Origin of the sequence: Streptomyces pristinaespiralis (assembly GCF_001278075.1) — a bacterium.
In the GTDB taxonomy this organism is placed as follows: Bacteria; Actinomycetota; Actinomycetes; order Streptomycetales; family Streptomycetaceae; genus Streptomyces; species Streptomyces pristinaespiralis.
In genome coordinates, this window is the sequence record NZ_CP011340.1 from 6,717,800 (window position 1) to 6,741,678 (window position 23,879).

Sequence of the window (23,879 nt, forward strand, 5' to 3'; positions counted from 1 at the left end):
GGCCGTCAGGAAAAGCAGGTGACCTTGTTCCCTATTTATCGGACGGTCTTCCCGGAGCGCTTCCTTCCATAGGTCGCTATCGGTTCACCGGGGCAGCGCGCGGAATTTCCGGGGCGTTCAGGGAGGGCGGGATTTCCCCGGGCGGCCGCGGCGAGTGGCGTACGCCACACCGGCCCGCCCGAACCGGTGAGAGATCGACCACGCGCACCGCGCGCGAACTCGCGTACGCTGACCACTCGCTCGCCCGTCGACGCCGGGCCGCCCAGTCGGGACATCCCCGTACCACCGTCCCGGCCGGCCCGCCGAGCGCGAGGGATCACCCGGGAGGTACGTACATGTCCGTGACGCCCACGGCCGGCGCACGCCTGCGCTCCGTCGGCGGCGGCGCCAATCGCTGGGTCGTCCTCCTCGTCCTCTGCGTCAGCCTGCTGCTCGTCGCCCTCGACGCGACCGTGCTGCACGTCGCCGTGCCCGCGGTCACGGAGGACCTGCGTCCGAGCGGCGTCGAGCTGCTGTGGATCGTGGACGCCTATCCCCTTGTCTGTGCCGCGTTGCTGATCCTTTTCGGCACGCTCGGAGACCGGGTCGGCAGACGCCGGGTGCTGCTGCTCGGCTACGGCATCTTCGGCGCCGCCTCCGCGGTCGCCGCCTTCGCGCCCGACCCGGAGATCCTGATCGGCGCCCGCGCCCTGCTCGGCGTCGGCGGCGCGATGATCATGCCGGCGACGCTGTCGATCCTGCGCGCGGTCTTCCCCGACCGGCGTGAGCGGGCGACCGCGATCGGCATATGGACGGCGGTCGCCGCCGTGGGCGCCGCGACCGGACCCGTGCTCGGCGGCTTCCTCGTCGAGAACTTCTGGTGGGGCTCCGTCTTCCTGATCAACATCCCGCTGATGGCCCTGATCCTCCCCGTCGGCCGCTGGCTGCTCCCCGAGTCCAGGGGTGGCGCGGACGGACCGTGGGACGTGCTCGGCGCGCTGATGGCCGCGGCCGGGGTGCTCGGCGTGGTCCTCGGGGTGAAGCGGCTGGGTGTGGGCTCCGGTCCGCTGGATCCCGCCGCCATGGGGCCGCTGCTCATCGGTGCGGCGCTGCTGGCGCTGTTCGTGGGGCGGCAGAAACGCCGCCGGCATCCGCTCGTCGACATGCGGATGTTCGCCAGGGCCGCCTTCTCCACCTCGGTCGGCTGCATCGTCCTCGCCATGCTGGCGCTGGTGGGTCTGGAACTGATCGCCGTCCAGTACCTCCAGCTCATCCTGGGTCTCGGGCCCCTGGAGACCGGGCTGCGGCTGCTGCCGCTGACCTTCGCGGCCATGGCCGCCGGCGCCACCGGCTCGCACACCCTGAACCGTCTCGGCCCCAGGCGGATGGTGGGCTGGGGATTCGTCCTGACCGCCGTTGCGGTGCTGCTGCTGACCGTGATGGGCCAGCACGACCGCCCGTGGCTGCTGACCGGCGCGTTCGTCCTGCTCGGCTTCGGGCTCCAGACGACGCTGTTCGGCGCGTACGAGTCGATGCTCAGCGAGGCCCCGGCCGACCAGGCGGGCGGCGCGGCCGCGATAGGCGAGACCTCGTACCAGCTCGGCGCCGGCATGGGCATCGCCCTGCTCGGCAGCGTGATGAACGCCGCCTACTCTCCCGCGGTCGCCTCGCTGTCCGGCGTCCCGGCGTCCGCGAGCTCGGCGGCGGCGCACTCGCTCGGCGAGGCCTACCAGGTCGCCGAGCGCCTCGGCGGCCCGGCGGGGGAGCTGCTGCGGTCCACCGCCCGTCACTCCTTCGTCCACGGGCTGCACATCACGCTGGTGGTCAGCGCGGGCCTGCTGCTCCTCGGCGCGGTCGCCGCCCTGCGCCTGCCGCGGATCATGGAGTGCGGCGCGGCCGAGAAGCACCCGCGGCCGAGGCAGGACGAGCCGGTGTCCGTCCCCGCGACCCGTGGGGCCGACGTCTCAGGTGCCCGAACGGTCGGCACGGCGGTTCCGCACGCCGGGGCCGGGGTGCCCGCAGGCCGCAGGCCGCAGGTCTCCGGACGGCCCGCCCCCGCCGAGGCGGCCGGGTCTGGACGCACGGCACACTGAGCCGTAACGTCTGGCGAGGCCGCTGACTAGCACTGCTAGTTTCCGGTCGAGCCGTCCTTCCTCCCTTCACGGCCCCGGCCGGGGGAGGCGTCCAGTGCCAGAGCCGCCGGAGGTCACGTCATGTCCGCAACGTCGAAGCTTCCGCCCTTCGATCCCGGCGACCCGCTCGGCATCGACGACCTCCTCCACGACGAGGACCTCGCGATCCGCGACACCGTCCGCGCCTGGGCCACCGACCGGGTGCTGCCCCACATCGCGGACTGGTACGAGCGGGGCGAGCTCCCCGGCATCCGCGATCTGGCCAGGGAGCTCGGCTCCATCGGCGCCCTCGGCATGTCGCTCGAGGGCTACGGCTGCGCGGGCGCCACCGCCGTCCAGTACGGACTGGCCTGCCTCGAACTCGAAGCGGCCGACTCCGGCATCCGCTCCCTCGTCTCGGTGCAGGGCTCCCTCGCCATGTACGCGATCCACCGCTTCGGTTCCGAGGAGCAGAAGCAGCGCTGGCTGCCCGGCATGGCCGCCGGCGAGATCATCGGCTGTTTCGGTCTGACCGAGCCCGACCACGGCTCCGACCCGGCCGCCATGCGCACCCACGCCAAGCGCGACGGTTCGGACTGGGTGCTCACCGGCCGCAAGATGTGGATCACCAACGGCTCCGTCGCCGGTGTCGCCGTCGTCTGGGCGCAGACCGACGACGGGATCCGCGGCTTCGTCGTGCCCACGGACGCCCCCGGCTTCTCCGCGCCGGAGATCAAGCACAAGTGGTCCCTGCGCGCCAGCGTGACCAGCGAACTCGTGATGGACGAGGTCCGGCTGCCCGCCGACGCGGTCCTCCCGGACGTCACCGGACTGCGCGGCCCGCTCAGCTGCCTCAGCCACGCGCGCTACGGAATCGTGTGGGGTTCTATGGGCGCCGCACGCTCCAGCTTCGAGGCGGCGGTGTCGTACGCGCGGACACGGGAGCAGTTCGGCCGGCCGATCGGCGGCTTCCAGCTCACCCAGGCCAAGCTCGCGGACATGGCGGTCGAACTGCACAAGGGCATCCTGCTCGCGCACCACCTCGGTGTGCGGATGGACGCGGGGAAGCTGCGGCCGGAGCAGGTCAGCTTCGGAAAGCTCAACAACGTGCGCGAGGCGATCGAGATCTGCCGCACCTCCCGCACCATCCTCGGCGCGAACGGGATCTCTCTCGAGTACCCGGTGATGCGGCACGCGACCAACCTCGAGTCGGTGCTCACCTACGAGGGCACCGTCGAGATGCACCAGCTCGTGCTGGGCAAGGCGCTCACCGGTCTCGACGCCTTCCGTTAGGCCGGCGCGGCCCGGCGGGACCGGCGAGCTCCCCCAGCTACGCGCCGGGAGGTGCCCCCACTCAGCTCTGGTTGAAGAAACCGTCCTGCGAACGTCCCGCCGGATCACCGCTGACGATCTCGGTGTCGGCGGGGGTCAGCAGGAAGACCCGCGTCGCGACCCGCTCGATGGAGCCCCGAAGCCCGAAGGCGAGACCCGCGGCGAAGTCCACGACCCGCTTGGCGTCGCCGGGCTCCATCGACGTCAGGTTCACGATGACGGGGACGCCGGACCGGAACAGCTCACCGATCCCACGGGCGTCACGGAAGCCGTCCGGGGAGACGGTGGCGATCCGGCGGCCCTCCTGCTGCGCGGACTCGGAGGCGACACGCACCCGCGGGTCGGTGACCCATGCGTCACCCGTCTCAGCACCCTCGGCGTACTCGTCGTCGTAGTAACGCCCGTCGTCCTCGACGAGTCCCAGCCAGGCGCTCGCCTTACGCACCGATCCCATGGACGCCTCCTTTCATCGCGGTCACTTGTCGTTCCGCATATCCCCTATCGTCGTCCATGATGCGGATCGGGCGCCAAGTGGATAGTCGCCGCGCAGGGGATTCGTGACGGTACTGGTGCAGAAGTTGTGGCGATTCGTCAAGGTCCGGCCGCTGCAGGGGCCATGACGGGATGAAAATATAAAAGTCGGGCCGGACGGGTGACCTTGGGGACGTACGGGTGAACGGGCGGCTCGATACGATGCCCACCGCACATCTCAGCGACTCGCGGGGGGCCGTCGTGTTCGGAATCGTCAGACCATGCTCGCACCGGCTCACGGACGGGCTGAAGACCGAGTGGATGGCCCATCTGTGCGGGCTGTGCCTGGCACTTCGCGCCGACCACGGACAGTTCGCCCGTATCGTGACCAACTATGACGGCCTGATCGTCTCGGTCCTGACGGAGGCTCAGTCGGAGCGCACGCCGGCGCAACGGCGCACGGCGGGGCCCTGCCCGCTGCGTGCCATGCGCACCGCGCCCGTCGCCCGCGGCGAAGGCGCCCGCCTGGCCGCGGCCGTCTCCCTGGTCCTCGCCTCCGCGAAGATCCGTGACCACGTCGCCGACGGGGACGGCGTGTTGGCCCGCGGGCCCGTGGCCGCCGCCGCCCGCCGCGTCGCCGGCGGCTGGGACAGGGCCGGCGCGCGCTCGGGCTCCGCGCTCGGCTTCGACACGGCGGTGCTGCTGGAGGCCGTCGACCGGCAGGCGGGGCTCGAGACCGCGGCCGGGCCCGGCACACCGGTCCTCACCGTCACGGAGCCGACGGAGACCGCGACGGCGGCCGCCTTCGCGCACACCGCCGTACTCGCCGGCCGCCCGGAGAACGCGGAGCCGCTCGCCGAGGCCGGCCGGCTCTTCGGCCGGCTGGCGCACCTGCTGGATGCCGTGGAGGACAAGGAAGCTGACGCCGCGTCGGGTGCGTGGAACCCGCTCACGGCCACGGGCACCTCGCTCGGCGAGGCGCGCCGGCTCGCCGACGACGCGCTCCACGGGATCCGGCTGGCGCTGCGGGACGCGCACTTCGTCGACGACAAGCTGGTGCACGTCCTCCTTGTGCACGAGCTGCGCACCTCCGTCGACCGGGCGTTCGGCACCGTCACGTGCGCGCACCAGGGCTACGGCGACGGCCGGCCGCCCTCGCCCGGGAATCCGTACCAGGGCGGCGCCCCGGGCCCGTACGGCTCGAATCCCTACGGAGGCAACCCCTACGGTGGCGGAGCGGGGGCGCCGGGCGGTCCCGGCGGGATGCCTCCCGGTCCCGGAGGGCACCAGGGGCGCCCGCCGCGCCGGGGGTTCTGGGCGGGCTGCGCCGTCTTCGTCGGCCTGTGCTGCACCTGCCGGCTGTGCTGCGCCAAGGAGTACGAGGGGCCCTGGTCACGCAAGAAGCGTGAGGGCTGCTGCCGTGACTGCGACTGCCCGGACTGCGGCTGCGACTGCTGACCCTTTGTCATGCGGCGCCCGGCGGGGCCGGCGACGGGTGGCGGTGCGGCGGAAGTGATCCGTCCGTCCCGCGGTCTTGTGCGTCCGGTCCCCGGGAGCCACTATCTCTGGCAGTGCATGTCAGGAACACGCCATCCTGGCCGGCGCCTCACGGGCCCGCCACCGCGGGCTCTTCCCCTCTTCCCAGGAGGAGCACAGTGAGGATCAAGCGCACCAGAGCACTGCTCGCCGCAGGCGCGGCCCTGGCGGTCACCGCCGCCGTCGCGCCGTCCACCGCCCAGGCGACCCCCTCGCCCGGCCCCGCCCAACTCGCCCGCGCGGACGCCGCCGTCCTCGCGGCCGGGGTGGAAGGCACCGCATGGTACGTCGACCGGACGCTCGGCAGGGTCGTCGTCACCGCGGACTCCACCGTCTCCGACGCCGAGATCACCGGGATCCGCTCGGCCGCCGGCGCGGACGCCGGCGCGATCACGGTCAAGCGCGCCCCCGGGGTGTTCAAGCCGCTCCTCGGCGCGGGTGACGCCATCTACGGCAGCGGGTACCGCTGCTCGCTCGGCTTCAACGTGCGCAGCGGCAGCACGTACTACTTCCTCACCGCCGGCCACTGCGGTGACGTGGCGCCGACGTGGTACGCCAATTCCGCCCAGTCCACGCTCATCGGACCGACCGTCGGGTCCAGCTTCCCGAGCAACGACTACGCCCTCGTCCGCTACGACAACGCCTCGCTCAGCCACACCGGCGGCTTCACCGCCGCCGACGCCTACGTCGGCGAGTCCGTCAAGCGCTCCGGCTCCACCACCGGTACCCACAGCGGCACCGTGACCGCCCTGAACGTGACCGTCCACTACTCCGGTGGCGGCACCGTCCGCGGCATGATCCAGACGAATGTCTGCGCCGAGCCGGGCGACTCCGGCGGCGCGCTCTACGACGGCACCAAGGCCCTCGGCCTCACCTCGGGCGGCAGCGGCAACTGCAGCACCGGCGGCACGACGTTCTACCAGCCGGTGACGGAGGCCCTCGCCAAGTACAAGGTCAGCCTCTACTGACCTCCCCGTGCCCCCCGCCGCAGTGTGCGGCGGGGAGGCCGTACGGCCGAGAACACACCCTTGCGGCGTGTGACCGTATGGCTTGAAACTCCCCCACAGCGCCGGCTTCAGGCCGCGCCTCACGGGCCCGGAACCCCCACTGCGGGCCCCCGATTCCCCTCTGGAGGAACGACAAGTGAGGATCAAGCGCACCATCCCCCGCACCCGTACCACCGCCAGACGCACCAGGCTGCTCGCCGTGGCCACCGGCCTGACAGCCGCCGCGGCCCTGGCCGTCCCCACCGCCAGCGCCGAAGAGACACAGACCTTCAGCACCCATCAGCTCACCGCGGCGAGCGACGCCGTGCTCCAGGCGGACGTCCCCGGCACCGCCTGGCACGTCGACCAGGCCACCGGCACGCTCGTCGTCACGGCCGACAGCACCGTCTCCAGGGCCGAGATCGCGAAGATCAAGCGCGAGGCCGGGACCAACGCCGGCGCACTGCGCATCGAACGCACCCCCGGCACCTTCTCCAAGCTGATCTCCGGCGGCGACGCGATCTACGCGTCGAGCTGGCGCTGCTCACTGGGCTTCAACGTCCGCAGCGGCAGCACCTACTACTTCCTCACCGCCGGTCACTGCACCGACGGCGCGGGCACCTGGTACACCAACTCCTCGCGCACCACGAGCATCGGTCCGACGACCGGTTCGAGCTTCCCGGGCAACGACTACGGCATCGTCCGCTACTCGAACACCTCGCTGTCCCACCCCGGCACCGTCGGCGGCACGGACATCACCAGCGCGGCCAACGCCACCGTGGGCATGTCCGTCACCCGCCGCGGCTCCACCACGGGCACCCACAGCGGCACCGTGACGGGCCTCAACGCCACGGTCAACTACGGCGGCGGCGACATCGTCTACGGCATGATCCGCACCAACGTGTGCGCGGAACCGGGTGACAGCGGCGGCCCGCTCTACTCCGGCAGCCGGGCGATCGGTCTGACCTCGGGCGGCAGCGGCAACTGCAGCACCGGCGGCACGACGTTCTTCCAGCCGGTCACCGAGGCACTGAGCCGTTACGGAGTCAGCGTCTACTGACGCGTCGTCCCCGGCACGGCAGCCTGCGACCGTCGAGCCCTCGTCCGTATGACAGGACGAGGGCTCGACGTATGGTCCTGGTTTGAGAGGATGTCAGGACGTGCGGGGAAGCGCAGTGACGGGGGTTGCGACGCAGTGAAACGCATCGGAGTGACGGGCCACCGCGGCATCCCGGCCGAGGCACGTGCGCACATCCGCGCCGGGCTGCGGGCCGTGCTCCGCGGCCATCAGGGCTCGATGGAGGCACTGTCGAGCCTCGCGGTGGGCGCCGACCAGCTCTTCGCGGACATCGCCCTGGACTGCGGCGCGGAACTGACCGCCGTCATCCCCAGCGGCGACTACGAACAGGGCTTCACGGACCCGGAGGAACTGGCCCAGTACCGCCGGCTCAAGGCTCTTGCCACCCGCGAGGTCAGGCTGGCCTTCCCGTACTCGACCGACGAGGCCTACTACGCGGCCGGCGCCTACATCGCCGACCACTGCGACCGGCTCCTCGCGGTCTGGGACGGGCTGCCCGCCCGCGGGCACGGCGGTACCGGCGACATCGTGCGGTACGCCCGTGACCTCGGCAAACCCGTGACCGTCATCTGGTGCGAGGGCCTCAAGAGGGACTGACACGCGCGCCCGCGCACGGTCAACTGCGGTGTCTGACCAGCCAGTCCGTGTGCTGGGGGGAGACGATGCGCTCGGTCTCGTAGACCGCCGAGGGCCACTGGGCGTCCGTGACCGTGGTCTCCATGGCCGTGTGCATGGCCGCCAGGTCCTCCTCCACGAGCGAGTGGGCCGCGATGAGGGGCTGATGGCGGCGGATCTCGCTCCAGGCCAGACACGCGGCGGCGGCCGCGGACAGCACGCCCGGGGCGTGGAAGGAATCCGCCACGGAGAAGGTGCGCAGTGTGGCGAAGAACAGTGCGAAGAGGGTGAGCATGGCGATCGACGCGGACCAGAGCGCGGTGGCGCGGCGGGACATCTCCGTACGCCGGTGGTACCAGTTGCGCTGCTCGATCAGCCGGTCCCTGACGTAGGTCTCCTTGCGGACGCTGAAGGGCTTGGCCCGCAGGCGGCGCATCGGGGTGGTGATCAGGTCGCCCGCCGCGGTCTCCCCGTCCGCCGTACGGGGGTCCTCCCAGCCGACCTTGACCAACTCCCGTAACCCTTCCTCCAGACGGGTGGAGAACAGATCATCGGCGCCGCGCTCGGAGACGTGCGAGTCGAAGGGCGCTCCGTGCACGGCGTACCGCCAGCACATCGACTTGATGAACTCGGCCGCGGAGCGGTTCAGTTGCCAATGCGACTTTGCTCGACGCCTCGTGGAGAGGTACCCGAGCACCAGTACCCCCACGTACGCCAACACGCTGAAGAACGCCGCCACTTGGAACGATCCGCCCACCTTCAGGGAGGTGGGGAGCGAGGCCAGAGCGGCACCGGCCACCAGCAGGAGCAGCTGGTACCGGGTGGCCGCGACGGCCTCCCGCTGGCGGGCGACGGCTATGGCGTCCGTGCGGTGGTAGAGAACCGGTAGATCGCCGTTGCGGAAAACCATGCTGTGCAAAGGGCTGGAAAGCTCGCTCATACACACCCCCGTCTGCGGTTTTGTGTTCACTCATTAGGCGGAATCGCTTGTTCCTTGCGGGCCTGCGAGAATGTGGTGCAACTCTTTCGTTGCTTATCCCCGTGCTGAGTTGCTGAGAGTGGCCATGAGAGTAAAGTCGTGCCGCCGGCATCGCAACGGTGCGTGGTATCCCCGCAGACACAGCCTTGAGCTGGACACAACATCAAGGACGGCCCCCCAATGACCCTTCACTCCTCCGCATCCTTCGCCGCTGCGAAGAAGAATCGCGTTCCACTGGCACAGATCGACGTCCGCGGCGCCGATGCCGCGCAGAAGCTCGCCCGCGTCCTTCCCGCTTCCGAAGCACGCGGTCTGCGCGCCACCACGTTCAACTCGTCGCTCTGAAGCGGCTCCTCAGGGCCGCGGACCGGCCCTAGACTGGTGGAATGACAGGACCCCCTTTGGTCCCCTTCCAGCAGATCGTCGTGAAGGTCCACAGCAGGTGCGATCTTGCCTGCGACCATTGCTACATCTATGAACACGCTGATCAGAGCTGGCGTACCCGCCCGAAGGCAATCTCTGACGAAGCGATTTCCTGGACAGCTCTGCGACTGGCCGAGCATGCCAAGAGCCATGCCCTGCCCTCCGTGTCAGTGATCCTGCACGGAGGGGAGCCTCTGCTGGCAGGCCCCGAGCGTCTGCGCCGCGTCTGCGAGGAGTTCACCGCAGCACTTGAACCGGTCGCCGCACTCGACTTGAGGATCCACACCAACGGAATTCGGCTGAACGACCGTTTTCTCGACCTGTTCGACGAATTCGACGTCCGGGTCGGCATCTCCCTCGACGGGGACCGCAGCGCCAACGACCGCCACCGCCGTTACGCGGACGGCCGCACCAGCCACCCGCTCGTCCTGCGGGCCGTGGACCTCCTTCGCCAGGAGCGCTACCGCCACCTCTACCTGGGCCTGCTGTGCACCATCGACGTCGCCAACGACCCGGTCGCCGTGTACGACGCCCTCGCCGAGCTCGAACCGCCCCGCATCGACTTCCTGCTGCCCCACGCCACCTGGGACGACCCGCCGGCCAGGCCGGACGGATCACCCACCGCATACGCCGAGTGGATCCTCGAGATCTTCGACCGCTGGGACGCCCGCGGCAGGCCCGTGCCGGTGCGGCTCTTCGACTCGGTGTTCTCCACCCTGGCTGGCGGCCCCAGCCTCACCGAATCCCTCGGCCTCGCCCCCTCCGACCTCGTCGTCGTCGAGACCGACGGCACCCTGGAACAGGTCGACTCCCTGAAGAGCGCCTACGAGGGCGCGGCCGCCACCGGGTTCGACGTCTTCCGGCACCGCTTCGACGACGTCGCCTCCCACCCGGGCGTCCGGGCACGCCAACTCGGCCTGGCCGGCGTGAGCCGGACGTGCCGTCAGTGCCCGGTCGTCCGCTCCTGCGGCGGCGGCCTCTACACGCACCGCTACGCCACCGGCTCGGGCTTCGACAACACCTCCGTGTACTGCAACGACCTCAAGGCGCTCGTCCGCGGCATCGAGGAGCGCACCGCGCCGTCCTCCGCCTCCCCGGCCGTCAGCGACCCGGAGGCACTGCAGATCCTCCAGCAGGACCTGACCCGCTACACCCTCGCCCGGCTCAACGAGGAGCTCGGCGGCCGCGGCGGCGAGCGGTGGTCGGCCGCCTGGGAGCTCGCGTCGGCGATCGAGGAGACATCGCTCGGACTCGACGAGATCTACGCCCACCCCTACACCCGCACCTGGCTCCACACCTGCCTCGACGCCCTGCGCGAGCAGCGCCCCGACGCGGTCGAACTCGCCCTGCGCCTGGAGGCCTACGTGGCCGCCGCGGCCGTACGGAGCCGGCTCGGCGTCCCCGTACGGGTGGGCTGCCCCACCGGCACGCTCGTCCTGCCCACCCTCGGCGAGCTCCGGCTGACCGACGACGGCGGGCCGTGCGAGGCCGAGGTCGGCGGCGGGCCCGACGAGGTGCTCGTGACCGTGCCGGGGGGCGCGACCTTACGCGTACGCCCCGGCGAGGCCGGGCCCGGCTGGCGGACCCCGCGGCGGCCCGGACTCCAAGGCTGGCCGGGGCTCGTGCTGGAGGACGTCGACCCGTTCCGGGACTGCTTCGACGAAACGGTGGGTGCCGCGGGGGACACGGAAGCGCTCTCCCGGGCATGGGCACTGTTGCGGGACGCCGCGCCGGAGCAGGCGGCCGAGATCGCGTCCTCCCTCACCACCCTGACACCGCTGCGGAGCGGCGGTCCCTCGGTCGGACGACACGCCTACGGCGCGCTGGGCATCAGCCTCGACGGAAGTCCCGAAGAACTGGCGGCCGCACTGCTGCGGGGCTTCTCCCGGGCCAAACTGCGCGCGATCGGGGAAGTGGCCGACCTCCTGGCCGAGGACGGCGCCTGGCTGCACCCCGCCCCCTGGCAGGACGAGCCGCTGCCCGCCTCGCGGTTGCTGGCCGGTGCGTACGAACGCGTCATGCTCGCGCCCCTCGACCCGGCAGCCGCCGCCCACGCCGTCCTCGCCCTCAAGGCCCTGCGCGACGCACCGGAACCGACCGTCAGCGGCAAGCGCCTCATCGCCGCCCTGCACACGGAGGCAGCCCGTGACTGACCGGTCAGGCGACCGCGAACCGTTACCGGCGCTGCGCGCCCTCGGCGTGCGCCCCGGCATGACCCTCCTCGTCCACGCCTCCCTGCACGCCACCGGGCTCGGCGCCCGCCGGCTGCGGGACGCGCTGCTCGAGGCCCTCGGTCCCGAGGGGACCCTCGTGGTCCCGGCGTTCACGGCGGAGAACTCGGACACCTCGTCCGCGTATCTCGCCCGGGTGCGCGGCATGACACCCGAGCAGGCGGCAGCCTTCCGGGCGGACATGCCGGCCTTCGACCCGGCGACCACACCCGCTCAGGGAATGGGCCGGCTGGCCGAATCCGTACGGACCGCCCCCGGCGCGGTGCGCAGCGCCCACCCGCAGACGTCGTTCGCGGCGCTCGGCCGGCGGGCCGCGGAACTCCTCGCCGAGCACCCGCTGGACTGCCATCTCGGAGAGCGCTCACCGCTCGGCGCCCTCCACCGCGCCGGAGCGCACGTACTGATGATCAATGTGGGCTTCGCCAAATGCACCGCGTTCCATCTCGCCGAGTACCACGTCGGATCGCCGCTGCGCACCTACCGTTGTGTGGTGCGGCGGCCGGACGGCGGCGCCGGATGGACCGAGTACACCGATGTGGTGCTGGACGACAGTGATTTCGAGGCGATCGGTGCCGCCTTCTCATGGGGAGTGGAACGAAGCGGACAACTCGGCGGAAGAACCGCAAGGCTGTTCTCTCTCAGGGACGCGGTCGACCACGCGAGGGGTTGGATGACCGAAAAGCGGTGATGATTGACCGAACGGCAAGGGGATGGAGCGTGACTCGCTCCGGAATGATTACGTCGCTCGCGTCCTTCATCGAAGGCGGGTGTCGGGCCGGGTGTTCACGCAGGACGGGGGTCGTGTGTCGGATTCAGCGCAGCGGGCGGCGGACCATCGGCCGTACTTCTTCTTGAGCTACGCGCACACACCGCGGTACGGGGCCGGCGGCCCCGACCCCGACATGTGGGTCGAGCGGCTTTTCCGCGACCTGTGCGGCCATGTGATGGCCATGACCGATCTGCCGGCCGGCGCACCCGCCGGCTTCATGGACCGGGAGATACGTTCGGGGGAGGGCTGGTCGGAGCGGCTGGGCGAAGTGCTGGCCAGCTGCCGGGTGTTCGTCCCGCTCTTCTCCCCCCGCTACTTCGCCAGCGAGATGTGCGGCAAGGAGTGGTACGCCTTCGCCCAGCGGGCCATCTACCACCACGCGAAGAGCAACCGCCCGGCGGAGGCGATCGTCCCGGCGTTATGGGTGCCGATGCCGCCCGAGCAACTGCCCGGCCCCGCCGAGCGACTGCAGTTCAACCACCGCGCCTTCGGCGACCGGTACGTGACCGACGGCCTCTACGGCCTGATCAAGCTCCGGATATTCGCGGAGGAGTACGAGGCGGCCGTCTACGAACTGGCGAAACGGATCGTCAGCGTCGCCGACACCATACGGCTCGCCCCCGGCAGCCCCGTCGAATTCCGTCAGGCGCCCAGCGCGTTCGGCAGACCCAGCGTCGGCCCGCGGCCCATGCACGTCACCGTCGCCGCCCCCACGAGCCACGACCTGCCGCCCGGCCGCTCGGCCGACTACTACGGCAAGCAGTCGCAGGACTGGAACCCGTACCACCCCGACTCCGCCCGCCCGTTGGCGTACGTCGCACAGGATCTGGTGCGCTCCCTCAACTACCAGCCGACCGTCTCCTCCTTCGACCACGAGCCGCTGCCCGCGGCGGGCCAGCCGCCGACCCGGCCCGAGATCCTGCTCATCGACCGCTGGGCCCTCGAGAACGAGGAACGGCGGCGCAAACTCGCCGCCTTCGACGCGCATCCGCACCCGTGGGTCAGCGTCGTCGTCCCCTGGAACCGCGACGACCCGGACAGCCGCGGCGCGGAGGCCGAACTGATCGAGAAACTGGAGCGCACCATGCCGCACCAGATGAGCCACGGCCGCGCGGCCTGCCAGGCGGCGGCCAAGGGCGTCTACAGCATGGAGGCCTTCGGGCACCTGCTGCCACAGGTCGCGGAGGCGGCCGCCCAGGAGTACCTGCGCCACGCGGAGGTCTTCCCGCCGGCCCCGCCGGGCGGCGGCAGTCACAGCGAACGGCCCCGGCTGCGCGGCCCGATGGCCGGGTACAGCACCACCCACTACGTCCCGAACATGCGTGACATCGCCCCTGATGCGGAGGACACGGATGACAGCCAGTCGTGACGGGCGCATCGTCACCTTCTACTCGTACAAGGGAGGTACCGGACGCACGATGGCCATGGCCAACGTGGCCTGGATCCTCGCCGCGAACGGTAAGCGGGTGCTGGCCGTCGACTGGGACCTGGAAGCACCCGGCCTGCACCGCTTCTTCCACCCGTTCCTGGACCCCTCCACACTCGGTGCCACCACCGGCGTCATCGACCTGATCACCGAGTACGCCTGGGCCGCGACCAACCCCGAGCCGCGCCGCGTCGACTGGCACCTGGACTACGCGCGCATCCAGCCGCACGCCGTCTCCCTCACCCCCGAGAGCCTCGGCTGGGAGTTCCCCGAGGGCGGCACGCTCGACTTCGTCTCCGCGGGCAAGCAGAACCGCGAGTACTCCGCGACCGTGTCGACCTTCGACTGGGACAACTTCTACGACCGGCTCGGCGGCGGGCACTTCTTCGACGCGCTGCGCGACGACATGAAGGCCAACTACGACTACGTCCTCATCGACAGCCGCACCGGCCTCAGCGACATCGCCGACATCTGCACCGTCCACCTGCCCGACGTCCTCGTCGACTGCTTCACGCTCAGCGACCAGTCCATCGACGGCGCCGCCGCGGTCGCCCGGCAGATCGACGAGCGGTACGGCGGCCGGGGCATCCGGATCTTCCCCGTCCCCATGCGCATCGACGAGGGGGAGAAGGAGAAGGCGGACGCCGGACGTGCCCTCGCGCGCCTCAAGTTCGACCGCTTCCCCACCGGCCTGACCGGCGAGGAGGCGACCGCCTACTGGGGCGCGGTGGAGATCCCCTACCGGCCCTACTACGCCTACGAGGAGACGCTCGCGACCTTCGGCGACGAGTCCGGGCTCACCAGCTCGCTGCTCTCCGCCTTCGAACGCCTCACCGCCGTCGTCACCGACCAGCAGGTCACCGCGATGCCGCCGGTCAACGAGGACGTCCGGCTGCGCATCAGGGACGCCTTCACCCGCCGCCGCCCCGCACTGCCCGCCGACCTGTTCCTCAGCTACGTCGCAGAGAACCGCATGTGGGCCGACTGGGTCGAGTACGTGCTCAGCAGAGCCGGCTTCCGGGTCGTGCCGCGCGACGTGTCGGCGGAACACGATCCCGTGGAGGTCGACGCGGCCGCCGCGGAGAACGCCGCACGCACGGTCGTGCTGCTGTCCAGCGCCTACCTCAAGTCGGCCCGGGCCGTGGAGGTCTTCCAGCGCGCGGCCGCGGAGGACCCGAGCGGCGGCCGACGGCACCTGCTCCCGATCCGGGTCGGCGACGTCCGTCTCACCACCCCCTACATCGACCGCAATCCGGTCGACCTGTTCCGGCTCGACGAGGTGCACGCGACCGGCGCCCTGCTGCGGGCGCTCGACCGTCCCGTGCAGCTTCCCGATCCGTCGTCGCCCGGACCGAGGTTCCCCGGAACGGTGCCCAAGATCTGGAACGCGCCGCCCCGCAACCCCGGCTTCACCGGCCGCTCCGTCGTCCTGGAGCGGATGCGTGACCAGCTCGGCGGCGGCATGGCGGTGGCCGCGGTCCTGCCGCAGCCCCAGACGCTCTACGGCCTCGGCGGCGTCGGCAAGACCCAGGTGGCCCTCGAGTACGTGCACCGGTTCATGGCCGACTACGACCTGGTCTGGTGGATCTCCTCCGAACAGCCCGACGACGTCGTCGCCGGCCTCGCGGAACTCGCCGTCCGGCTCGGCGCGCAGGGCGGGGAGGACATGGCCGCAGCTTCCCAGGAGGCCATCGACCTGCTGCGGCGCGGAGTGCCGTCGTCACGGTGGCTGCTGGTCTTCGACAACGCCGACGACCCCGAGCAGCTCAAGCGCTTCTTCCCCGCCGGCGGCCCCGGGCACGTCCTCGTCACCTCCAGGAACCAGACCTGGTCGCAGTACGGCGACGCGCTGCCCGTCGACGTCTTCCTGCGCGAGGAGTCCATCGAGCACATACAGCGGCGTGCCCGCGGGCTGAGTGCCGAGGACGCCGACCAGGTCGCCACGGCCGTGGGCGACCTGCCCCTCGCCGTCGAGCAGGCCGCGGCCTGGATAGCGGAGACCGCCACACCGGTCGCCTCCTACCTGGAGCAGCTGCGCGAGCAGGCCGCCAGCGTGCTGGCGCTCAACCAGCCCGCCGGATACCCGGAGCCGGTCGCCGCGACCTGGAACGTGTCCATCGAGCGGCTGAAAGAGCGCTCTCCCGCGGCCGTCCGCCTCCTGCAGCTCTGCGCCTTCTTCGCACCCGAGCCGATCTCCGCGAACCTCCTCTACAGCAAGGAGATGATCGACGCCCTCAAGCCGTACGACGCCTCCCTCCAGGAGAAGCTGGTGCTGGGCCGGGTCATCCGGGAGATCGGCCGGTTCGCCCTCGCCAAGGTCGACCAGGTCTCCAACTCGATCCAGGTGCACCGGCTGGTGCAGGCCGTCATCAGGGCGCAGCTGAGCGAGGAGGAGCAGATGGACGCGCGCCACGCCGTCCACCGCATCCTCGCGGGCGCCAGGCCCGACGACGACGAACCGATCGACAACCCGGAGACCTGGCCGCGGTTCAACACCATCTGGCCGCACCTCGGCCCGTCGGAGGCCAGGTACTGCAAGGAGCCGGAGACCCGCAGGCTGCTGATCGACCGGGTGCGCTACCTGTGGAAGCGCGGCGACTGGAAGACCGCCCACGCCCTCGCGAGCGATCTGCGCGAGGCGTGGAAGGAGATGCTCGGCAACGACGACCTCCAGTACCTGTACCTGCGCTTCCACCTCTCCAACATCCTGCGTTCCCAGGGCCGTTACGTGGAGGCCAAGGACCTCGACGAGGTGACGCTCGAGCGGCAGCGCGTGGTACTCGGCGCCTCCCATCCGCACACGTACATGACCACCAGCGGTCTGGCGATGGACCTCGGCACGCTCGGCGAGTACGGCAGGGCGATGGAGCTGGCGACCGAGGCGCACGAAGGGTTCAGCCAGATCTTCCACGAGTCCCACCCGCGCACGCTCGCCGCCGCCAACAACCTGGCGCTGAACCTGCGGATGGTGGGGCAGTACGCGCGGGCCCGCGAGATCGACCAGGAGGTCTTCGACCGGCGCACGGAGGTGCTCGGCCCGGAGCACCCGTACACGCTCTCCTCGGCGATGAACCTCGCCCGCGACCTCAGGGAGGTCGGGCGGTACGAGGACTCCGTGTCCGTGCTCAGCCGCACCTACGAGGTCTACAAGGAGCAGCTCGGGCGGGCGTTCCCCGGCACGCTGGCCGCGGGCAAGAGCCTCGCGGTGTCGCTGCGCAGGGCGGGCCGGCTGGAGGACGCGCGGCGGCTGACGACGGCGACCCGCAACCGCTACCGCGCCAAGTACACCTCGGCCAACCCCGACTCGCTGGCCTGCGACCTCAACCTGGCGGCGGACCTGTTCGCCGCCGGCGAGCCCGTCGCCGCCCGGGACCTCGCCCAGGAGGTCGTCGACCAGTACCGGCAGGTCCCCGGTGAGCGGCACCCGTACACCCTGGCCGCGATCAACAACCTCGGGATCTACGAGTGGGGCTGCGGCACTCCGGAGATCGCGGAACGGCTGCTGCGGGACGTGGTCGCGGCGATGCGGGAGGTGCTGGGGGAGGACCATCCGCACGCCCTCTACAGCACGATCAACCTCGCCAACGCCCTCGCGGACCTGGGCCTCTGCGAGGATGCGCTGGCGATCGAGCGGCGGACCGTGGACCGGCTGCGCGAGGTGCTCGGAGCGCACCACCCGGAGGTGCTCGGCATCGCCTCCAACATGTCGGTCACGCTCGGACTGCTGGGGCGCAAGGACGAGGCGGCCCAGATGCGGACGGAGACGGTCGAGGAGCTGCAGCGGCTGCTGGGCGAGGAGCACGCGCTCACCCGCATCGCCAAGGACGAACGCCGCGTCTACCGCGACCTGGAGCCGCTGGCGGTCTGACGGCTGTGTGACGGTGCGGGCCGCGCCGTGCCCGGAGGCGCGGCGCGGCCCGTACGGTCCTCCGGCGGCGCGGCGGCCCGCTCGCCGGCCGGTGGACGCGGTCAGTCGTCCAGCAGCCAGGTGAGGATGCGCGGCAGCGCGTGCAGGGCGTCGAAGTGAGCGGCGGCCGGTTCCAGGACGGCCGTCGCGCCCGGGATGCGTTGGGCGAGCCAGCGTGAGTGGCCCACCGGGGAGAAGACGTCCTTCTCCCCGTGCCACAGCATCACCGGGCTCTTGATGTCCGCCGGGTCGAAGCCCCACGGGCTGCAGAACGCCAATGCGTCGTCGATCCACCCGTACGCCGAAGTCCGCAGCGCCTCCTGGTAGTTGCGCAGCAGCATGGACCTGACGCCGGCGTCGGAGACCACCATGCGGTCGGAGTCGGTGAGCTCCCTGCGCAGGTCGTTCAGCAGGCGGACCGGGTCCTTCCTGATTTCGGCGGAGCGCAGTGTGAACCGCTCCACGAGTCCGGCCGGATCGTCGGAGGCGCTGGTGTACTCGGTGACGTTCGACGCCGCCATGCCCTCGAACCAGTCCAGCCCGTCCGCGTCCCTGGGCGCGAGGGTCACCAGAGCGGCGGCCCGGGTGACCCGGTCCGGCATCAGGGCCGCGCACGCCAGCGCGTGCGGTGCGCCCCCGGACCGGCCCACGACGGCGAAGCGCTCCAGGCCGAAGTCGTCGGCGATCGCCCGTACGTCCTGTGCCACATCGGCGACGCTGCGGCCCGCGAGCCGGTCCGAACCGCCGTACCCGGGGCGGTCATAGGCGATCAGCTGTGTGCCGCGCTGATAGAGCACCATGCCGCGCGGCGCGGGGCCGAGCCTGCTGCCCGGCGTACCGTGCAGCAGGAAGACCGGTCTGCCGCGCGGATCGCCGAGGCGCTCCACCATCAGATGCCGCCCGTCCGCCGCGCGCACCCGACGTCGCACCCGAACGCCCCCTTCGCCGTACATGCCCCGTGCGTGCATGCCCCGTGCCGTCCATGCCCGTGCAGACACCATGAGCTTCCCCCTCCGAACGGTGATTACCCATCAGGCGGCCGACTGCCGGGGGCATTCGGGGTCCTGTTCCCGATTCCTGTGAAGAGGCTGTGAACGCACCTGTGTTGTCGTGTGCCCGTCCCGTGGCCGACCTTGTGTGCGACTGCGACGCCTCGGAATAGTGGGCGACTCATCCTCCGCGTCCGGGCACCCCACTTGCTCCGGGCGCGGCCCCCACAGGAGGTCGAAGTTGAAGCACCGACGCATACCCAAGAGGAAAGCGGCAATAGCGGGCGGCGCGGTCGTCGCCGTCGTCGCCGCGGGCGTCACCTTCCAGAGTGCGAACGCCAGTGACCACACCGCGCAGTTCGACGTGAAGGCGCTCACGGCGCCGGCGGCCGGGAACCTCGCCGCCACGCTGAGGGCGGACCTGGGTGCCGAGGAGGCCGGCGCGTACTACGACGCCAAGGCCAAGGCGCTCATCGTGAACGTGCTGAACGAGGACGCGGCGCAGACGGTGCGCGAGGCGGGCGGCAAGGCGAGGATCGTCGAGAACACCCTCGTCGAGCTGAAGAGCGCCCGGCAGACCCTCACGGACAAGGCGACCATCCCGGGCACCTCGTGGGCGACCGACCCGGTGACCAACAAGGTCGTCGTCACCGCCGACCGCACGGTCGAGGGCGCCGACTGGGCCAAGCTGCAGAAGGTCGTCGAGGGCCTCGGCGCCAAGGCGGAGCTCAAGAAGACCGCGGGCGAGTTCCGGCCCTTCATCGCGGGCGGCGACGCCATCCACTCGGGCGGCGGCCGCTGCTCGCTCGGCTTCAACGTGGTCAAGGACGGTGAGCCGCACTTCATCACCGCCGGACACTGCGGGCAGACCGGCAGCGAGTGGTCCGACTCGGCGGGCGGCCCGGCCGTCGGCACGATGGTCGACTCGCAGTTCCCCGGCAACGACTTCGCGCTGGTGAAGTACAGCGGTGCCACGGAACACCCGAGCGAGGTGAACCTCTACGACGGCGGATCCCAGGCCATCACCCAGGCGGGCGAGGCGACCGTCGGCATGCAGGTGACCCGCAGCGGCTCCACCACCCAGGTCCACGACGGTGAGGTGACGGGCCTCGACGCCACCGTTAACTACGGCAACGGCGACATCGTCGAGGGCCTCATCCAGACGAACGTCTGCGCGGAACCGGGCGACAGCGGCGGCTCACTCTTCTCCGGCGACGCGGCGATCGGCCTCACGTCGGGCGGCAGCGGCGACTGCAGCTCGGGCGGCGAGACGTTCTTCCAGCCGGTGACGGAGGCGCTTTCCGTCCTGGGCGCGGAAATCGGCTGACGCCTCTCTCCTCTGCTCGGCCCCCTTTGCTCGGCCCCTTCTCCTCTGCTCGGCCCCGCCGCCGCCACGGACACGTGGCGGGGGCGGGGCCGTGGCTTTCGGGGGCGCGGGTGGGGCACGTGAGTGCGTGGCGCCTGTGGCGGGCCGGTTCTCCTCGGGCCCGGTGGCCGTGGGGGACCGGGTCCCCCGTCCCCGTACGGCCCGGCTGCCGCCGGGGACCTCACGGCCCGGGGCCGGTCCTCCGTCCCGGGGCCAGGTCCTCCGTCCCGGGGCCGGTCCTCCGTCCCGGTGCGGCCCGGCGGCCGCGGCACTTCCCGGGGCCCGGGGCTTCGCCCGTGCACTCCGCGTCCCGGACGCCGACGGGCCGACCCGGTCCACCTCCGCCCGTCAGGCCCGCCTCGCTCCGACCGCCTGCGTCGACTCCTCCGTGCGCTGCCGCCGCGCCATCGCGCACGCCAGCGTGACCACCGAGCCCGCCACCGCCCACGCGGCGAGCACCAGCATCGGTCCGCCGGCCCCGTTCCCCCTGAAGTACGCGATGGAGCGCGTCGCGTACGTGCCCGCTCCGGGTGGCAGCGCCGGGCCGATCGCGCGCCAGAACGGCGGCAGGAGCGGATACGGGTAGGCCCCGCCCGCGCTCGGGTTGCCGAGGACGACCACGAGCAGGATCGCCAGGCCGATGCCCACGATCCCCGCCAGTCCCTGCAGTGCCAGCGTGAGCGCTCCGACCGCGAAGACGAGCAGGGTGCCGAGGCCCCACAGTGCCCAGATGCTGCCGGGCAGCGCCTCCAGGACCGGACCGGCGATCACCGTGCCGAGCAGCCCCGCGGTGATCGAGTACAGCAGCAGCGCGCCGAGCCGGATGACGGCGCGGGCCCCGTGCGAGGGGCGGGCGCCCGCGCTGATCGCCAGGATCGCCGCGCACAGATAACCGCCCACGCACCAGCCGACCACCAGGTAGAACGAGGAGAGGCCGCGTGCGTCGCCCTTGGCGCCCGGGACGACGTCCACCACCTGGATCCTGCGCTGCTGCGACTGCTCCGCCTTTCCGACGACCGCGACCAGCGCCTCGGAGAGCGCTCCCCCGCCCCCTCCCGCGACCAGCAGCCGGTCGGTGGTGCCGCGGGGGTCGATGACGAGCGCCCCGTCGACCTTCCGCTCCAGGATCTGCCGCCGGGCGGCCGCCTCGTCGTCGACGGTGCGCGGCTCCAGGGGGTCGCCCGGCAACCGGGCGAGCCGGTAGAGGGCCTCGTCGGCGATCTGCGTGTCGGGGGAGGTGATCGCCAGCGGGATCATGTGCGGCTTCGGCTGGTGGAAGGCGCCGATGTACGAGGTGATGAAGCCGAGCTGGAGCGCCAGCACTCCGATGACCAGGATCGCGGCCCGCACGGTCACCGCGTCCTTGACCTCGTCGAGGAACCCCTTGCGCGGCTCGTCGTCCGTCTGTGCCGTCTGTGCCATGGCCCAACGCTCGACGGCGCCCGTCGTCCGCGCAGGCGGTAGGGTCCGAATGGCCGAATTAGACAGTGTCTACGGGTTGCGGTAGACACTGTCCATGACGTCTGCGACGCAACACGACGAGAGTCTCCGGGCCAGGCTGGTGGCCGCGGGGGTCGAGCTGGTGACCACGAGGGGGGTGGAAGCGCTCTCCCTGCGGGAGATCGCCCGCAGCGCGGGCGTCTCGCACGGCGCACCACGGCGGTACTTCCCCACCCACCTGTCCCTGCTGTCCGCGATCGCCGGGGAGGGCTTCGCCGACCTGGCGCGCAGGTCCGACGCCGTCGGCGCCGGTGAGGACGACCCCCGCGCCCGGGTCGCCGCGCTGTGCCGCCTCTATCTGGAGTTCGCGCGGACCGACGGCGGCATGTTCGAGCTGATGTTCCGCCACGACCTGCTCAAGAGCGGTCATCTCGGGCTGCGGGAGACCAGCCTGCCGCTCTTCGGCAGGTTCGTGGACGCGGTGGCGCAGGTGCGGCCGCGTCCCGGGGACGCCCCGCCGCAGGTCGCCGCGACCGCGCTGTGGGCGAATCTGCACGGCATCGCCCAGCTGTGGGGCTGGGGCAGTCTCCAGCTCGCGACGGGCACCGACGACGTCGAACCACTTCTGCGCACGGTGCTGGCCGCCCACCTCGGGCCGGATCCCCGGTGAGTACGGCCCCGAGCGCGGGCCGCGCGGGCCGCAGCGCACACCGGAACACCGGCCGGGACGAAGACCGGAGCGCCGGCCGAGGCGACGGCCCCACGGGGGAGAGCGGTCCCACGGGCGAAAGCGCGGGCCGAAGCCCGGGCCGGAGGGCGGTCCATCGGCGGATCACGCTGGCCGGCAGTGTCGTCGGCGCCTCGGTCGTCGCCCTGGACGGCACCGTGCTGACCATCGTGCAGCCGGTCATGCAGCGGGAACTGCACGCGTCGTTCGAACAGGTCCAGTGGACCGGTACCGGCTATCTGATCGCGGTGGCGAGCCTGCTCGTCCTCGCCGGCCGCATCGGCGACCGGTTCGGCCACCGGCAGGTCTTCGCCGTCGGGACGCTGGGCTTCGGCGCCGCGTCCGCCGGGATCGGACTGGCGCCGGACATCGGCTGGGTGATCGCGCTGCGCGTCGCGCAGGGAGTCTTCGGCGCGCTGCTGCAGCCGGCCACCCTCGGCATGCTGCGGGCCGCGTTTCCGCCCGACCGGCTGGGCATGCCGATCGCGCTGCGCACCAGCGCGATCGGGGCGGCGGCGGCCGCCGGGCCGCTCGTCGGCGGGGCGCTGGCCGCCGAGCTGGGGTGGCGGTCCGTCTTCCTGCTCAATGTCGCGCCGGCGCTGGTGATCGGCCTGCTCGTGCTCGCCGTGCGGGACCCGGAGCCGGTCGAGGCGCCAAGGACCGGGCTCGACCCCGTCGGGGCCTGCCTGCTCGCGGTGACCCTGGTCTGCCTGGTGCACACGCTCGTCGGCATGCCGGTCAGCGGACGGGCTGCCGTGACCGCGGCGGGATGCGGTGCTGCCGTCGTCGCCGGTGCCGCGTTCGTGCGGCACGTACGGCGCGGCCGTGACCCGCTGGTGCCGCCGGAGGTGCTCGGGTCGGCCGCCGTCGCCTCGGCGCTCGGGGTGCTGGTGTGCGCGTCGGCGGTGCTGTCCGGGTCCCTGTTCGCCGGGGTCTATTTCCTTCAGGACGTCCTCGGTCTCGACCCCTTCCGGAGCGCTCTGCAGGCACTGCCCGGGGCCGTGGCGGTGGTCCTGGGGGCGCCGGTCTGCGCGGTGGCGCTGCGCCGGTACGGTCCGCGGCGGGCGACCGCGGTGGCGATGACCCTCCTCGTCCTCGGCGCCCTCGCGCTCTCCCGCCTCGAACGGGCGTCGGGGGCGGTACCGGTCGGCGGCGGGTTCTTCCTGGTGGGTGCCGGTTTCGGCGCCGCGATGGTCGCGGCGACGGCGGTCGTCGTGCGCGGTGCGCCGGCGGAGCACGCCGGGGTGGCGGGCGGGCTCCAGCAGACCGCCATGAACATCGGTCCGGTGCTGGGGGTGGCCGTGGCGACCGCGCTGATGACACTCGCGGCACCCCGCGGGGGACCGGCGGGGTCCGTGGTGATGTCCGTCTCCGCGACGGGGCCGGCGATGACCGTCCTCGCGGCCGTGGCGGCGGCCGGTGCGCTCCTGGCGGCGGTGCTGCCGGGCCCTTCCGGCGCCGCCCCGCCGCGACCGCGCACCGCTCCGTAGTACGTGGCGGCATCCCGCTGCCGC

General features: G+C 71.8%; 18 protein-coding genes. 14 read left to right on the forward strand and 4 right to left on the reverse strand.

Annotated elements, in window-relative coordinates; genetic code table 11:
- Nucleotides 1-335 precede the first annotated feature (335 nt).
- Complete coding sequence (locus SPRI_RS28725) at nt 336-2,072, forward strand: MFS transporter (RefSeq protein WP_005319304.1); 1,737 nt, start codon at nt 336-338, stop codon at nt 2,070-2,072.
- A 120-nt stretch (nt 2,073-2,192) separates the two neighbouring features.
- Nucleotides 2,193-3,383 carry an acyl-CoA dehydrogenase family protein gene (locus SPRI_RS28730; protein WP_005319306.1) on the forward strand — a complete coding sequence of 397 codons (1,191 nt, stop codon included), beginning with the start codon at nt 2,193-2,195 and terminating at the stop codon, nt 3,381-3,383.
- Nucleotides 3,384-3,444: 61 nt separating this feature from the next.
- Here SPRI_RS28730 and SPRI_RS28735 read toward each other — a convergent pair whose 3' ends face one another.
- Nucleotides 3,445-3,876, reverse strand: a complete 432-nt coding sequence (locus SPRI_RS28735) for a cell division protein SepF (protein WP_005319308.1) — start codon at nt 3,874-3,876, stop codon at nt 3,445-3,447.
- A gap of 278 nt (nt 3,877-4,154) precedes the next feature.
- On the opposite strand from SPRI_RS28735, the gene SPRI_RS28740 reads away from it, so the two are divergent.
- The 4 genes from SPRI_RS28740 to SPRI_RS28755 all read left to right on the forward strand — a co-directional run bounded on the left by SPRI_RS28740 (nt 4,155) and on the right by SPRI_RS28755 (nt 8,090).
- Nucleotides 4,155-5,351, forward strand: coding sequence for a DUF5685 family protein (locus tag SPRI_RS28740; RefSeq protein ID WP_182327600.1), 1,197 nt, complete (start codon nt 4,155-4,157; stop codon nt 5,349-5,351).
- Between the two features lie 197 nt (nt 5,352-5,548).
- Nucleotides 5,549-6,397: a S1 family peptidase gene (locus SPRI_RS28745; RefSeq protein ID WP_037775091.1), complete on the forward strand. Its 849-nt coding sequence runs from the start codon at nt 5,549-5,551 to the stop codon at nt 6,395-6,397.
- A 175-nt stretch (nt 6,398-6,572) separates the two neighbouring features.
- Nucleotides 6,573-7,475, forward strand: coding sequence for a S1 family peptidase (locus SPRI_RS28750; RefSeq protein ID WP_005319313.1), 903 nt, complete (start codon nt 6,573-6,575; stop codon nt 7,473-7,475).
- Nucleotides 7,476-7,610: 135 nt separating this feature from the next.
- A complete protein-coding gene (locus SPRI_RS28755; RefSeq protein ID WP_005319314.1) occupies nt 7,611-8,090 on the forward strand; it encodes a hypothetical protein in 480 nt (159 codons plus the stop codon).
- 19 nt (nt 8,091-8,109) lie between these two features.
- Here SPRI_RS28755 and SPRI_RS28760 read toward each other — a convergent pair whose 3' ends face one another.
- A complete protein-coding gene (locus tag SPRI_RS28760) occupies nt 8,110-9,018 on the reverse strand; it encodes a DUF4231 domain-containing protein (protein ID WP_005319316.1) in 909 nt (302 codons plus the stop codon).
- Nucleotides 9,019-9,267: 249 nt separating this feature from the next.
- Here SPRI_RS28760 and fxsA point away from each other — a divergent pair, with 249 nt between their 5' ends.
- From fxsA to fxsT, 5 genes are all read left to right on the forward strand, one after another.
- Complete coding sequence (gene fxsA / locus SPRI_RS36535) at nt 9,268-9,432, forward strand: FxSxx-COOH cyclophane-containing RiPP peptide (protein ID WP_063805363.1); 165 nt, start codon at nt 9,268-9,270, stop codon at nt 9,430-9,432.
- A gap of 41 nt (nt 9,433-9,473) precedes the next feature.
- A complete protein-coding gene (fxsBH, locus tag SPRI_RS28765) occupies nt 9,474-11,663 on the forward strand; it encodes a radical SAM/SPASM protein FxsBH, inactivated beta-hydroxylase extension form (protein WP_005319318.1) in 2,190 nt (729 codons plus the stop codon).
- A complete protein-coding gene (locus SPRI_RS28770; RefSeq protein WP_005319320.1) occupies nt 11,656-12,429 on the forward strand; it encodes an AAC(3) family N-acetyltransferase in 774 nt (257 codons plus the stop codon). Before fxsBH ends, SPRI_RS28770 begins: the two co-directional genes overlap by 8 nt.
- 115 nt (nt 12,430-12,544) lie before the next feature.
- Complete coding sequence (locus SPRI_RS28775) at nt 12,545-13,879, forward strand: TIR-like protein FxsC (RefSeq protein ID WP_005319321.1); 1,335 nt, start codon at nt 12,545-12,547, stop codon at nt 13,877-13,879.
- Complete coding sequence (gene fxsT, locus SPRI_RS28780; RefSeq protein WP_005319323.1) at nt 13,863-17,804, forward strand: FxSxx-COOH system tetratricopeptide repeat protein; 3,942 nt, start codon at nt 13,863-13,865, stop codon at nt 17,802-17,804. Before SPRI_RS28775 ends, fxsT begins: the two co-directional genes overlap by 17 nt.
- Nucleotides 17,805-17,905: 101 nt before the next feature.
- Here the strand turns inward: fxsT and SPRI_RS28785 are convergent, their stop codons facing one another.
- Nucleotides 17,906-18,772 carry an alpha/beta fold hydrolase gene (locus SPRI_RS28785; protein ID WP_234020438.1) on the reverse strand — a complete coding sequence of 289 codons (867 nt, stop codon included), beginning with the start codon at nt 18,770-18,772 and terminating at the stop codon, nt 17,906-17,908.
- A gap of 301 nt (nt 18,773-19,073) precedes the next feature.
- Here SPRI_RS28785 and SPRI_RS28790 point away from each other — a divergent pair, with 301 nt between their 5' ends.
- A complete protein-coding gene (locus tag SPRI_RS28790; protein ID WP_005319327.1) occupies nt 19,074-20,159 on the forward strand; it encodes a S1 family peptidase in 1,086 nt (361 codons plus the stop codon).
- Between the two features lie 387 nt (nt 20,160-20,546).
- Here SPRI_RS28790 and SPRI_RS28795 read toward each other — a convergent pair whose 3' ends face one another.
- Entirely contained in the window at nt 20,547-21,620 is a 1,074-nt protein-coding gene (locus SPRI_RS28795) for a YhgE/Pip domain-containing protein (RefSeq protein WP_005319329.1), read from the reverse strand.
- 94 nt (nt 21,621-21,714) lie between these two features.
- Between SPRI_RS28795 and SPRI_RS28800 the strand changes: the two genes are divergently transcribed.
- Complete coding sequence (locus SPRI_RS28800; protein ID WP_050791597.1) at nt 21,715-22,308, forward strand: TetR/AcrR family transcriptional regulator; 594 nt, start codon at nt 21,715-21,717, stop codon at nt 22,306-22,308.
- A gap of 215 nt (nt 22,309-22,523) precedes the next feature.
- On the forward strand, nt 22,524-23,855 hold the full coding sequence (locus SPRI_RS28805; protein ID WP_238996260.1) for an MFS transporter: 1,332 nt from the start codon (nt 22,524-22,526) through the stop codon (nt 23,853-23,855).
- Nucleotides 23,856-23,879 lie beyond the last annotated feature (24 nt).

Coding starts and splice junctions, on each gene's coding strand:
- SPRI_RS28725 (WP_005319304.1), top strand. CDS start 336: ATGTCCGTGACGCCCACGGCCGGCGCACGCCTGCGCTCCGTCGGCGGC.
- SPRI_RS28730 (WP_005319306.1), top strand. CDS start 2,193: ATGTCCGCAACGTCGAAGCTTCCGCCCTTCGATCCCGGCGACCCGCTC.
- SPRI_RS28735 (WP_005319308.1), bottom strand. CDS start 3,876: ATGGGATCGGTGCGTAAGGCGAGCGCCTGGCTGGGACTCGTCGAGGAC.
- SPRI_RS28760 (WP_005319316.1), bottom strand. CDS start 9,018: ATGGTTTTCCGCAACGGCGATCTACCGGTTCTCTACCACCGCACGGAC.
- fxsA (WP_063805363.1), top strand. CDS start 9,268: ATGACCCTTCACTCCTCCGCATCCTTCGCCGCTGCGAAGAAGAATCGC.
- fxsBH (WP_005319318.1), top strand. CDS start 9,474: ATGACAGGACCCCCTTTGGTCCCCTTCCAGCAGATCGTCGTGAAGGTC.
- fxsT (WP_005319323.1), top strand. CDS start 13,863: ATGACAGCCAGTCGTGACGGGCGCATCGTCACCTTCTACTCGTACAAG.
- SPRI_RS28795 (WP_005319329.1), bottom strand. CDS start 21,620: ATGGCACAGACGGCACAGACGGACGACGAGCCGCGCAAGGGGTTCCTC.
- SPRI_RS28800 (WP_050791597.1), top strand. CDS start 21,715: ATGACGTCTGCGACGCAACACGACGAGAGTCTCCGGGCCAGGCTGGTG.